The organism is Paenibacillus sp. FSL H7-0703, from assembly GCF_038003485.1.
Taxonomy (GTDB): Bacteria; Bacillota; Bacilli; order Paenibacillales; family Paenibacillaceae; genus Paenibacillus; species Paenibacillus polymyxa_B.
This window is the reverse complement of the sequence record NZ_JBBOPF010000001.1, coordinates 3,307,332-3,320,561: the sequence shown is the minus strand read 5'-3', so window position 1 is coordinate 3,320,561 and position 13,230 is coordinate 3,307,332. Positions and strand designations below refer to the sequence as shown.

The window sequence follows — 13,230 nt, the reverse complement described above, 5'->3', positions numbered from 1 at the left end:
GTAAGGAGAGCTGATTTCTGCCTAAAAGTTTTATTTTTGAGAATCAAGAATAAACATAGATGCATCTTGTGCCATGAATATTTTACTTCCATTATAAAAAGTTTTGGATTGAATATCTCTATACCCTATTTTAGTCATAACGTCAGTCAGCTCTTCTTGATTAAATCCGTTATGAACTATATCTGAAACTACTTTTTCATTTTTATTAAAATCTACGATTAGTAAATGTCCTCCTTCATTTAGAACATCAAATAGCCTTGATAAAACGAATTCAACATCATGAATATGGAGTAGAACCTGAGCCATAAAAATATAGTCAGCATGTAAATCCGTTAGACCTTCCTTTTCAAAATCAAAACATAATGTATCTGCATTCTGAATATGAAGATCAGTAATTTTTTGCTTTATTTGATTAATCATGTTTTGTGAAGTAGCCAGAAAAAGCATAGAATTAAAATCATTTAACAAGCTCATTCCGACAAGACCCGTTCCACACCCAAAATCAATAGCATTCTTACTATTAGCGTCAACCACATATTCACGAATGGCATCAGATGATACCTTTGCAATGTGAATTCTCTCAGAAGTGTCATATATATTAGCTATCTTTTCAAACTTATCCGTATTTCCCATGATTACCTCTCCAATCCGCCTTAATAAAATCCTGAATACAACAATATAGAATGATATTCTATCGAAGCATTAGCATTTAGTCCACATTCTTATTAGTAAGCTCTTAGTCTTGGTTCGTTTCTGTACAATTTTGCTTCAAAATTTTCGCCCTTATTTGTGATACGGTTCACCACTCTACCTGTAACGGCAAGTTTAAAGACCACCCCGCTAAAAGGATGGCCTTGAGGATCGCTAATCTATTCTAATTGCCTCGATATAAAGCTCGATTCTCACTTCATTTCCGACAACAACCCCACCTTTTTCCAGAGGAGAGTTGAATGTCAAGCCAAATTCATTGCGTTCGATACTGGCTGTTGAATGAAGTCCTACACGTTCCCGGCCGCGAGGGTCTTTGTTTAGTCCTTCAAAAACGGTATGAAAATTGATGGGTTTGGTTACTCCATGCAGAGTTAGATTGCCCGTAAGCTCATATTGCCTTTCGCCAGCAAGGGCGCAGCTGGTGCTTTGAAACGTAATGGTTGGATACTTGGCTGCATGAAGGAAGTCGTCACTCTTCAGGTGTTCATCTCGTTGCGATTGGCGAGTTGTGATACTATTTGCATCTATGGAAGCCTGAATACCCATGGTTGTTAAATCGTTGGGGTCAAAACTCAAGATCGCTTGGAAATGCTCGAATACTCCTTTAATTCTACTAATCATTAAATGCGTCACCGAAAACTCGACGGAACTGTGGTCCGGATCAACTTCCCAATTGATATTGCTCATAAATAAATTCCACCTCTATGATAAGATTTTGAGAAAGGTCGCCCCATCTCCAAACACTGCGCTATTCGCATACTCCTAATGTACAAAAAAGCTACTGACAACGGGATGTCAGTAGCTTTTTTTCATTTTTTTGGTTTCCTCGTAAATCCGATTTCGGAATGTTCAGGCTCCGCCACGTCAAAATTAAATCGATTCAAGTACACCTTCCTCACAATTCGTCTTTATCGAAATAATCATCTGGCAAATGCAGTTCTCGCAAACAACCGATAAATTTTTCTCTGAAATTCGGATTGCTTTTGTATTCCGGCCATACCGCCTTATAGTAAGGCAGCAACTTCTCATGTGGAATAATGCCCCAGTATAAAATCGAGTTACTCAGAACCTGCGGGCCGCCCCCCATCAACATCTGTTCAATGATCTCCCAGCTTCCCAGCTTGTTTTCGCAGCTGCGCGCGGCATAGATGGCAGTGGTTTGCATTTTCGGGTCGGCGTGACACAAGAAAGGCGCAAAGTTCTGGAGAGTAATCGCACCGTAATCCTCCAAGATATACCCTGCATAACGCAACGTTTCCGGGTCGTGAATCCTGTCAAGCCTTTGCAAGATCACTGGAATAAACTCCGTTAAATTCGCAGTTTTACTGGAAGTATGTAGAATCTGTAAAGCTTGCAGAAAACCCTCATGCCCATCCGATTGCAACAGCTCCAGAAGATATTTTCTACCCGCGTCAAAAGAAGTTTTGCAGATGAGCCAAATGGCTATGGTCCGATTCTTTGGGCTTTGCTCCGCAATATTCTTCAAAAAACCAAGGGTTGGCTGAGAGACTTTCTTAAACTTGAACATTCCATTAAGCGCTTTGGCTTGGATTTCTTCATTTGGAGCGCTCTGATAAATCTGGATCAGCGCATTCTCATCACCTGGCATTCGACTACCAAACCACCCGATATCATAATCTAGAATAATTTCATCCAGCCAGCGCTCGTACCAGTCCAGAAAGCTGTCTTCATAGACAAAGAAAAAAGGATGATCGGGATGAAAATCGGAGGTGTACACAATTCTCCCCCTGTATTTTCCTTCAAGTACGAGATACATGTCGTATTCGCAGCCTTGTGTGCCTATGCACAACATGCCGCCCAGCACCTTATTACAGGTGGCGTCGTATTCCTCATCGGGAATGTCCTCGTCCTTGGTCAGGGGCTCAATCAGATGGTTCCATTCCTCTTTGGTCATCCCGGGATGCAGAACGGATTTTGCAAGGAGTGCCTGGCGCTCGGTGTAGGAAGTTGCCTTTCCAATTGAATAGATTCCATAATAGGGTCCGGCGCCTCCGTTGCCGACTTTCGTTAAAAACAGCGCGTAAGGCTCAGGAAGTGTAACCTGATTGTGGGCTTGCCAGTCCGCCAGCTCTTTTGCTGTAAGCTTCTCTTTAACCCTATATTGATGTGAGGATGCTCCAAACACTGAGAAATCCGCGTCTTTGTGCATAGCTTGACTCAGTTTGTTTTTTATTCGATCCAGTTGCGTTTCTTTCTTCCTAAACCACATATTTGAACCCTCCTGTTGACCATAGCCAGGTTTCCTTTGTTTGCTTATCCAGCAATTTTATTATTTTTTCTATGGGTCGTACCTCTTTAAAATGATATGTATCTAGAGTACCACAGGAAAAATCCATATGAATGAAACCTATATGTGGATTAGACTATAATCACCTTGTTATTCATGTAGCCACTCCTCATTTCATGGAAATTAACGACATAATTACTTAATTAAACTCCTTAAATGCAGTTCATTTTAAACAACATATAGTGAGGGAGAAAGTAATGAAAAGCCAATTAAGAAATATTACGGTCGACGGTTATACCTTCGTTTATTGGTACTCAGGCGGGTCTCGCTTCATCCTAAACCTATCTCCCAAAGAGAATAAAAACATCAAAATCACGCTGATCTTTCAGGCCAATCCTCCTGAAGAAGAACCTCATACTTTTTGGTCCTTTTATGACATTTCAGCCCAAAATAATGAAATAGAAACTGTCATCCATCTGGGTAAACCCAAGCATATTGCTGAAATCATCTCTTACTTGATGGCAAAACGACAAGAACTTTGGGTCCAGGGGAAGCCTCACGTTCTGGATAATGCCTGGGATTTACTAAAGGAAATGGGCTATTCCGAGTTAAAACCGATTTGGATTAGACAGTGGTAGTGATAATGGTTTGTGGACTAGCCCCCTTTGACCACTCAAAGGGAGCTTAAAGTTCACAGATATACGATTATTCGTTATCCGGCGTAGCCGGACTGGCCGGGGGCATCAAGCCTTTAACGGCGCCGAGAAACGGGCGAATGGACTTGATCATGCCGTAGCCCATCTTCACGACCGGGACAAATTTCTGGATCATGCCGAACAGCCGCAGGCCGCCGCCGAGCATACCGCCAAGCCCTCCTGCGCCCGCAGTGGAGCCGCCCAGGCCGCCTAACAGCGAGCCCATCATCGGCAGGAATGCCGACACCTTGGCGTCCGGCTTGCGGGAGCGCGAACGGCCAGACGGCTTGCGCGCGCCGCTTTTTCGGTTGCCGATACGGACGCCCGGGGCATGCGCACCAGCTCTGCGTTTGAAAGATCGGGAGCCTTGCTTCCCGGAAGAAGCGCGTGGAGGAGCTCCAGCACTGGCAAGTACCAACCCGCCGTAATTAACGTCGGTGATGTAGCCGACGTAAGTCTCTCCGCTGTGCAGGGTGACACAGACCGGACTGCCCTGAAACTTCTTAGCCCGTGCACGCATCTCTTTCGATTGTGCCATGGAAGTTCACCTCGCTCACTGATTATAATTCAGTTTACGCCAGGGGCGGGCTGCCTGCTTGTGCTAATAGGACATATGCACGCCAAAAATCGCCTGATGATCTCGCCGCCATCGGGGGTTTAGCCTGCTCAAAACGTTGGAAGCAACACTAGCCGTTACAGGTAGTTCGACTGCTTATTGTGTTCTTCTCCCCATTCATGCAACACTTCAAATATCGAACTCAGTGTCATTCTATATTCCGTATTTTATAACAGACTTTAGGCGGTATTTCTGAATATACCGTTCGTTCAACGAGACTGTCAGTAACAAATTCTTTCAACGCTTCTGACAGCACCTTATCCAGACGTGCAATACAATACACTCCTTATCTTCATGCTTTTTAAACACAAAATGCATATCATTATTTAAATCGTTAATTTGAGTTGTAAATGATTCTACAAAAATCTATTTATTTCATCAATTTTTAGTTGTTTATTAAACAGTGGAGTTAAATGACCAACAATTTCACGAATTTGGGTTATATTTAGATAACTCTTGTTATCTCTTAAAGATACAACTAAACATCTAAGGGCAGTATCTACAATAAAAAACGAGTATACACCATCTTTAATAGTAGGAATATGTGAGGCTATATCCAACAGTATCCCATCTAATGTTGTTCCAGTTGCAAATCTCAAATTCCCTCTTATATAGTAATATTCATCTATAGGTGTATGTTTCAAGCAAATAACAATTGATTGGTATAAAGATACTAACTCTTTTGCTGTCAACCAGCCGCTTTGAGATCCCCTAGTATGATAAAAATACTGCATATTGTTTACTAATTCTAATAAACCCTTAATGGATAAAACATCTGAAAGGTTAACTTTCTTTCTAACCTTATAGTCAATGAAATAATCTTTAATTTTAAAAGTTTGTTTAAAATCCTCAAAATCGTTTCTTTTAAATGCAGTAGACAATGGGTTTCTTTTTTTTAACTTATTGTAATATATGACATACGGAATTAATTCATTAGTAAACCAACTATATGATTTCTCAGCATTCCATAGATACCGATCATTAAAATTTGTTAGTGACTTTTCGTTCCCAAAATCATTTAGAGGCTTCCATACAATTGAAACCTCGTCATCTGAAAGCTTAAATGAAGAATAAGATTCATTTGGTACTTGTTTTGGATAAAGAATTACATGATGCCCTGCATCATATCTTTCATCTGATTTTTTGCTATATAATTTAATCATCGTGGAATTTGAATCAAAAATATGCCAACTTGTGTCGCCTTTTTCATAATCATGCTCTTGTACAAACTCCATTATTTTATTATATAGTCCACGCTTAATCTTTAAAATTGGAATTCCTTCTTCGATATCTAAAGACTTTTCAAAGGAAAAAGTACCAAAACAATCTTCTATGTTTCTTAAAGCATCTAAATATACTTCTGAAAAATCATCTATTATTTCACATAATTGTGAAACTTCCATTTCATTTAAGGGGAACCGATTATTTCCTAATTGCACATAATATATATGTTTTTCTTTGTTAATGGCTACAATAAACTGTCGTAATTCATAGACTGCCTCAGTGTATAACCCTTGAAATAAATCGCGCAATATGTCTTTATAATTAAAAGTGATCATTATATCCGGAAAACGGTTAAATGTTATTAGGCAACTCCCCATAGTGTCAGGATATGTGGGTAAAAAAGCCTGCAAACTTACTTTTTCTTTTGTAAAAAGGTATGTACCCTCCGTCTCCTTTTTTTCCGTCTTAAAATTCTTTTGTTCTATATTTACCTGAGTTGAAGTTAACTGTGTAATTATGTCCTCAAAGTTATTAGCAAAACGATGATATACCGTAACTAAAACCGAGTTCTCTAACTCCTGAATTTTGGGTTCAACAAAACCAGATTTCTTCAATTCTTTATATATAGTGTTAAACCCATCACCAATATCATGGTTGTACATTTCGGGTAATTGATCAAGTAATCTTTCAATTATGGGATTTCTCGATGAACGTCCAACTAATAGGTTACCTGTTGTCATATTCCCATGCAATCTTCCTGGGCTTTCAAACTCTAACCTATCATTAAAAATTCTAATATGTATATCATCATTAATACTGTAGTCCCTGTGGATTATCGCATTTACAATAATTTCATGGAGCGCTACCCATGGATAACTATAATTCACATATTTGTTTCCTATCTCAATCATACTCTTTTGAAGATATCCTGCTATAACCTCCTTTGAATCAATAATTTGAAGTTCTATTGGTCCTCGAATACTTCTAGGTTGTTCTTCTAAAAAATCTCTATCATATTCAACTTGTGAAGTCTTTAGTCTATATACTTTAATCCCACATTTAGTGTTAAGGCCAAATTGAGGATCATCACTAAAAAAAAGTAGGCAACTAACCGTTGGGGCAAATTTTTCCCCATCTCGTTGTATAAGCTTTAATTTTTCAAGAAAACTGAGCGGTTTTTGGGAACTTTTTATTCTATTTAAGTAATCATTTAAATAAACTCCGTTTATAATCTCATCTACAGTAACATGCTTTTTTATCACAGTCTCATATGAATATACCCCTTTTGAAAAAGCAAGTTCAGTTATTTTCGCTCCTTTTATTTCTTTAGTACTAGCGTTTCTTCTTATGTAGCATCTATAATCAGAAGAATAATGAACCCGTGGGCTTTTAGGAATTGTTACATGCAGTACATATCCCTTTTCACAAAAGTCAATAAATTCAACAGAATAATCAATTAGTGGAGGGTCTGTTTTTTCTGCAAATGTATTTATTATTTCATTAGCTTCCTCTTTTGTTCGAAAACCGACTAATCTTTCCCCAATACTTCTTTCATCCTCTATTCCAATATAAATTTCACCACCATCTGTATTAGCAAATGCTACAAAGTGTATATGTAATTTATTGGGCTTTATTCTACAGCTTTTTACATCACAAAAATGGCCTTCTTCAAGGTTTAAAAGTTTGGTTTCTTCGTTTTTAATTGGTTTACGAGTGCTTATCATATATCCAATACCTCCTATATACCTAAGTTTGATTTTACAACTTTTTATTTAACAATACTCCCAATATAGGTATTTCATCTAGCTTTAACTATCCGTTGCACACTATATTCAATCTGCTTTATATAAAGATCTCAGAATATTTTGAAACTAGTTCAGCGCCAGTAAAATAGTTATAACTCTTATATCTAGCAGGTTGAAATTAGAATTAGAGTTAGATATACGATTAATATCAAAGAACTTCAATGAAGCATATTATATCACGTCTGTTGAATAACATAGGAAAAAGACCGCCTTTTCTATAGAATCGGTTGTACCACAAAGCGATTCAGAAAGAGGGCGATCTCATGAAGAGCCCTAACATTTTTTACATCTATCCCTCAATCTACCTTGACTTACGAAGAAGTATAAATGATGACTGAAGAGGTAGAGTATGAAGACAAAACTCGCAAATTAACCATGACCCGCTACTTCGATATTGGTGTGTTTCCGTTTTGGAGAACGGAACAGTTATACGCCCCGGCCTAGATTTCGCAGTTTCTAATGGCTTGCCTGTCGTTCATTATTCACGGCTTTCTACCAAAGCAGCGGAAATCCCCTTTGCTATATTTAAAGAACCTTTTCATTGCGTCATTCATAAGTGTAGCCGAGAAACATGCCGAAAATGGATGCCCCGTTTAAGTGATCAAAATATTGGGCTCTAAGCATGACAGTCCTACATGTGAAGCGCTGGCTCAACCGGACTACATTTTGGTGATGGAGCGTGCTTATGGGAAACTGGAGCGTCTGGACGACTTCAAAATCCAGAAGCAATCCTTTGTCATTCGGCTTCGCGACAACATCCCAAGGGTTCCCATGCTAAATCAAGAGAATTGCCAAAAACCTGCTACTGGATGTTGTATCTCAGTCGTCCCCACGTTGGCGAATATATATAGTGACCCAAAACCAAAAGGATAATTGTAATCCTCTTGAAGCAACGTTTCAGGATAACCATCTTCATCTACCTGAAATAAAAAAGAGAATGACTCCTCCTTGAGCTTCGTAAAATAATAGTCTTCATTTTGAATAAGTCTCGGGTTTCCGCCCACTTTGATCAAAAAAGGCTGATCCATCGATTTTTCGTCATGGCTTGGTTTCCCTTCTGAAATTGCATGCTTTACAAGCCCTGGGTTAGTAAACATATCTTTGGCGCTTTCAGTTGAAGTGGGATGCTCAATCACCTTGACCGAGCAATTAGGATAAATGTTGTTTTCTAAATACTCCTCATAGTCTTCAGGGATGAAAATCGAAATCATGCTCTCCGGTTTAAAGGGATGGACGAGGCTCAAGTAAAAAACATATTTTTGGTTACCTTCGTGAATGAGATCTGATTGATCATCAAAGAAGTCGGGTGCATTCCCGCCGATCCAGCCTGCACTATGTTCGTTCGATAGGGCCGATCCCGCATAATAAAGAATACAATCTGTTCTCTCAACTAAGATATTCGTTTGATTTTCATTAGGCATTTTACAACTCTCCCTCAAGAAACGCGAATGCCCTTACTCCGCTGCTTCCACCAGCCATGCTTGCATAGCCGGAGACTCCGCCCGATTCAAACGTAGGGCGATTTCGGTATTGATCTCATCCGGCGGCATGACCTCGACAAGGACGCATACAGCCTCTCGCGGTTGATTCAAGGCAAACACGCCTTCATCATCGAGCATTTGCATCGCCAGCTCCATGGCCTTCAGCCTCGAATCAAATTCACGATTCCATTCGTCAGCTTCAAGCTCCGCAATAGAAGGACGCCTCATAAACAATTGTTTAACATCATCGAAGTCCTCATCCCTGAAACAACAATAGGGTGAATCGGCATAGGACCATTTGATGAGTTCCGCAATCGTTGACCCCGGCATGTCACTTTCTTCTCCTTGCCTGGCCGCTTCCCTCTCCAAGGCCTCCCATGACCAGGCGGAGATGCTTGGCGCATGTCCCTCTCCAGTAGTAAATAGCGTGCAGTAATAGTAACGTTCGCCATTTTCAAAAAGAGTGCGAAAGGACGTCCTAGCCACATCGGCAATCTCTGCCGCCAGCGCCTCTATTCCTTGCGTCGGTTTCATGACATTCGCCCCTTAGCCCTATAAAATATACATCTTATTTCCATTACAAGGATTGTCCGTCCTAAATCTACCTAATTCTCACCTGAATCCTGGAAATATGGGCGATTAAGGTTCTAATTCAAGGTGCATCTTGGCTTCCGCCTCATCCCATGGCACCGAGTAACCCGCCCCCTTGGCGCAAAAGATGGAGGAGGATGTATACAGTGGGTCTGCCCCTTTGCGGTAGCCCATCCGCTCTATGACTTCCTCCGTATTATGGCAGCGATCGTAGCCGCTGAACACGCAGCGGATACTGCCTCGTCCATGCGTAAAGGATGCAAATTCGGCACTGTAGTTCATGAAAGTCGACACGGGCACCCTGCCCGTGACCACCGCTTGCGTTCCGGTTGTCTGCGGCGGATTAAAAATACCTGAAGCACGCTGAATATCGGACAGTACCCTGCCCATTTCATCGATAGCGACCTTGATTTTGAAATCGTAATAGGGCTCCAGCAGCACGTTGTCCGCCTTCTCCAGACCCTGCCGTAGTGCTCGAAAGGCAGCCTCACGAAAATCGCCGCCATGGGTATGTTCTTTATGCGCGCGGCCCCTCAGTAGCGTAATGTTCACGTCGGTGACCGGCATACCGGTCAGCAGTCCGTGATGCTCCCGCTCGTAGAGATGATTCCGAATCAGATTCTGATAGCTAACATTCAGATCATCGGCATGACATCTGCTATCGAACAGGATGCCGTTGCCCCTTGCTCCCGGTTCAATCAGCAGATGCACTTCCGCATAATGCCTGAGCGGTTTGAAGTGGCCGTACCCTTTCACAGCCGATTGAATCGTTTCCTTATACAAGATTTCCGGTTGTCCAAAAGAGATAGCAAAGCCAAACCGCTCTCTAACAAGCTGCTCCAGCACTTCCAGTTGAATCAATCCCATGACGCGGATAGAAATCTCCTGCAATTTCTCATCCCAAACGACGTTCAGAGACGGCTCCTCTGCCTCCAGCGTGCGAAAAGCACCGAGCACCTTCTGTACATGTATCGAATTGTCGAATAATACCTTCGATTGTAACGTCGGCTCCGAGTCGTAAGCTAACTTGTCTGATATCGACCCAAGGCCTTGTCCAGCTTCGGCGGCGGACAAGCCGGCAACCGCAAACAAATCGCCGGCTTCCACCTGTTCCACCGGGTGCGATTTAAGGCCGTTAAACAAGAAGATCCGCGTAATTTTTTCGTCATATTGAACCCCGCCGCTCTCGTAACTAAGCTGTTCTCTCACCTTCAGCCGACCACCCAGCGCCTTAATGAACGTGAGTCTCGCTCCGCCTGCATCGTGCCGAATTTTATAAACCCGCCCCTGGAACGAAGCATTCTCGTCATAAGTGGTTGTCGTCAGCAGATGCAGCTGATCCAGAAATTCAATGACGCCTGTATCTTGAAGCGCAGAGCCGTAAGCACAAGGGAAGAGAAGACCCGCCGCTATCATCCTCTGCAAGGCCTCCAGCCAGAAGCCGGAATCCTCTCTCCCCTCCAGGAATGCTTCCAGCAAGGCTTCGTCCCGCTCCGCCATGGCCTCCCGCAGCGGCTCACCGACTATGCCGTCAGCGAAGCTCTGTGTAATGCAGCATACTTCCCCCGTCAACTGCTGACGGATATCCGCCTCGGTTCTGCCTGCATCCGCACCGATCCGATCCGTCTTGTTGATAAAGAGGAACGTCGGAATCCGATGCTTGCGCAGCAGCTGCCACACCGTCTCCGTATGGCCCTGGACACCTTCAACTGCGCTTACAATCAGGATGGCATAATCAATGACCTGAATCGCACGCTCCATCTCCGGGGAGAAATCGACGTGTCCGGGCGTGTCTATTAAATAATAGCTGTCTCCTTTATATTCTATTAACGCCTGATCTGCGAACACCGTAATACCCCTTGCCCGCTCGATGTCGTGGCTGTCTAGAAACGCATCCTGATGATCCACCCGCCCCCGCGACCGGATACTGTTCGTATGGTACAGCAGCTGTTCCGCAAAAGTTGTCTTACCTGCATCCACATGGGCGAACAGGCCAATCGTTAATCGCTTCATAGAATCCCACTTTCAACGCTTCTTGTTGATACTGCTCATTTTATTAAAGCATAGAAATCGGGAGAGTGGGTAGGAGTTGGTTTTGAGAGAGGGTCTTTTGTCATAGATAGAAGATAAAGGCAACGAGTTACATTTATGTTGAGTGATTTCTCCAGATTAAAATATAATTAATATACTATTGCTTGAACGGAACCTTGAAACTGATTTACCGCTGAAGAAGACTTCCCTTCAAATCTACTTTCAATCTGCATTAGTAATGTAAAAGAAAGACGGCAGTCAACGAAAAAGTCGAAGACTGCCGCTTTTTATAGTCCTGATAAATTTCGCAATTTCAAGTTTCCCCCTACTTATGGTACGGTTCCCCCCGATTAATCTTCACCGCCCGATAAATCTGTTCCACCAGCACCAATCGCATCAGCTGATGCGGCAAAGTCATCCTTCCGAAGCTCAGCTTCTGCTGGGCGCGACGGAGGACTTCGTCAGAAAGACCGTGGCTACCGCCAATGACGAAGACAACATGGCTTGTGCCGTAGGTGCCGAGCTTGTCCAATTCCTCTGCGAGTTCTTCCGAGCTCCACAGTTTGCCGTCGATGGCGAGTACAATGACGTGTGCTTCGCTTTTCACATGAGCAAGGATGCGCTCTCCCTCTCGCTCCTTGACCTGTCGAACCTCCGCCTCGCTCAGTGTATCGGGAGCCTTTTCATCGGCTACTTCGATCATTTGAAACTTAATGTACGGGCCCAGCCGTTTAGCGTATTCCTGAATGCCCATGACCAAATACTTCTCTTTTAACTTCCCCACACCTATAAGCTGAATAAACAAATTCCATACCCCTATCTATGTCGAATGATAATGTAAAATCGCCTTTACGATCCCAAACATGAAAGATACCTTTAACATAGTTATTTTAGCACCTGAAACGTCTCTTACCTATCTATTTCCTCTCCGCTACGAGCCTATTCCCTGTTCAGGTCATAGCGGATTATCCATTACGCTCTTCACAATGAAATGCCTATCCGTTTCGTATTCATCAAGACTCTGCATTAGCATCTGTCGGTATTGGCTGATTTGTTCCGCTGTCGCTGACTCCCGTAATGATTCAAACAATGCCGTACATTTCTTGAAATTACGATCATTACCCGACTGATCGGCTAGTTGCATCGCCTGCACAGTAAGTCCCACTGCATCCTGTAATCTGCCGCACTTCCGATAGTACAAAGCCAAGTGATAGCAGTAGCTATAATAGTAAGATATGTTCTCTGCGTCTTCATAACTCCGAATTCATCAATCTGCTCTGCAAACGTATGTAAAATATCTCCTACATCCAAATGATACATAAGCGCTGCCTGTAATACGGTATTCAGTCCCGGTAATATTTCCTCTAGATTATCCTGCAAAAAGCCTACGTATTCCTCGACCAGCTCTATATTTCCAGACAAAATATCTACTGCATATAAATTAGTTTTGGCTAAAAACCTGAACTCCTCGACAACCTGAATGTCTTCTTCCTTTAGATCCTCCATCCACCCCAGCTCAGCATACTTATAGATACACTCCCTTGCCTGCTCATATGTACCCTGGTTCTGGTGAGCCATTCCACACATCAGGTGACTGAGCCCAAAATAATATACCAATGGACGTTCTAAATTGACATGCGGAATGGGTAATTCCATTGCTTTATGATACTGCCGTTCTTCGTAGATGCGCTGTACACATTGGTACAAAATATCCGCCGTCTCCATTACCTTTTTCCAATTTTCAAAAGCCCCAGCCATCTCTAACATTTCAACAATGATGTCCGGTTTGAGTGATTTCAGGATAGAAGTTCTCAAGAGTAGCCCCTCC

General features: G+C 42.4%; 11 protein-coding genes and 1 pseudogene. 1 reads left to right on the top strand and 11 read right to left on the bottom strand.

Annotated elements, in window-relative coordinates; genetic code table 11:
* Positions 1-30 precede the first annotated feature (30 nt).
* The 3 genes from MHB46_RS14610 to MHB46_RS14600 all read right to left on the bottom strand — a co-directional run bounded on the left by MHB46_RS14610 (position 31) and on the right by MHB46_RS14600 (position 2,941).
* Positions 31-633 (bottom strand): class I SAM-dependent methyltransferase, encoded by a 603-nt coding sequence (locus MHB46_RS14610; RefSeq protein ID WP_341162668.1) that lies wholly within the window; start codon positions 631-633, stop codon positions 31-33.
* A 231-nt stretch (positions 634-864) separates the two neighbouring features.
* Complete coding sequence (locus MHB46_RS14605; RefSeq protein WP_341162667.1) at positions 865-1,398, bottom strand: YceI family protein; 534 nt, start codon at positions 1,396-1,398, stop codon at positions 865-867.
* Between the two features lie 208 nt (positions 1,399-1,606).
* Positions 1,607-2,941 (bottom strand): SMI1/KNR4 family protein, encoded by a 1,335-nt coding sequence (locus tag MHB46_RS14600; RefSeq protein ID WP_341162666.1) that lies wholly within the window; start codon positions 2,939-2,941, stop codon positions 1,607-1,609.
* A gap of 275 nt (positions 2,942-3,216) precedes the next feature.
* On the opposite strand from MHB46_RS14600, the gene MHB46_RS14595 reads away from it, so the two are divergent.
* Positions 3,217-3,597 (top strand): hypothetical protein, encoded by a 381-nt coding sequence (locus MHB46_RS14595; protein WP_341162665.1) that lies wholly within the window; start codon positions 3,217-3,219, stop codon positions 3,595-3,597.
* A gap of 67 nt (positions 3,598-3,664) precedes the next feature.
* Here the strand turns inward: MHB46_RS14595 and MHB46_RS14590 are convergent, their stop codons facing one another.
* The 8 genes and pseudogenes from MHB46_RS14590 to MHB46_RS14560 all read right to left on the bottom strand — a co-directional run bounded on the left by MHB46_RS14590 (position 3,665) and on the right by MHB46_RS14560 (position 13,217).
* Positions 3,665-4,192 (bottom strand): hypothetical protein, encoded by a 528-nt coding sequence (locus MHB46_RS14590; RefSeq protein ID WP_341162664.1) that lies wholly within the window; start codon positions 4,190-4,192, stop codon positions 3,665-3,667.
* 226 nt (positions 4,193-4,418) lie between these two features.
* Positions 4,419-4,526 (bottom strand): winged helix-turn-helix transcriptional regulator, encoded by a 108-nt coding sequence (locus MHB46_RS26230; RefSeq protein WP_445667612.1) that lies wholly within the window; start codon positions 4,524-4,526, stop codon positions 4,419-4,421.
* Between the two features lie 100 nt (positions 4,527-4,626).
* Positions 4,627-7,218, bottom strand: coding sequence for an RNA-binding domain-containing protein (locus MHB46_RS14585; RefSeq protein ID WP_341162663.1), 2,592 nt, complete (start codon positions 7,216-7,218; stop codon positions 4,627-4,629).
* Positions 7,219-8,078: 860 nt separating this feature from the next.
* Positions 8,079-8,720: a hypothetical protein gene (locus MHB46_RS14580; protein ID WP_341162662.1), complete on the bottom strand. Its 642-nt coding sequence runs from the start codon at positions 8,718-8,720 to the stop codon at positions 8,079-8,081.
* Positions 8,721-8,753: 33 nt separating this feature from the next.
* Positions 8,754-9,314, bottom strand: coding sequence for a DUF4303 domain-containing protein (locus MHB46_RS14575; RefSeq protein ID WP_341162661.1), 561 nt, complete (start codon positions 9,312-9,314; stop codon positions 8,754-8,756).
* Positions 9,315-9,419: 105 nt separating this feature from the next.
* Positions 9,420-11,384: a translation factor GTPase family protein gene (locus tag MHB46_RS14570; protein WP_341162660.1), complete on the bottom strand. Its 1,965-nt coding sequence runs from the start codon at positions 11,382-11,384 to the stop codon at positions 9,420-9,422.
* A 343-nt stretch (positions 11,385-11,727) separates the two neighbouring features.
* Positions 11,728-12,207, bottom strand: coding sequence for a 23S rRNA (pseudouridine(1915)-N(3))-methyltransferase RlmH (gene rlmH / locus MHB46_RS14565; RefSeq protein ID WP_013312768.1), 480 nt, complete (start codon positions 12,205-12,207; stop codon positions 11,728-11,730).
* 150 nt (positions 12,208-12,357) lie between these two features.
* A pseudogene (locus MHB46_RS14560) lies at positions 12,358-13,217 on the bottom strand (DNA-binding protein).
* Positions 13,218-13,230: the final 13 nt, after the last annotated feature.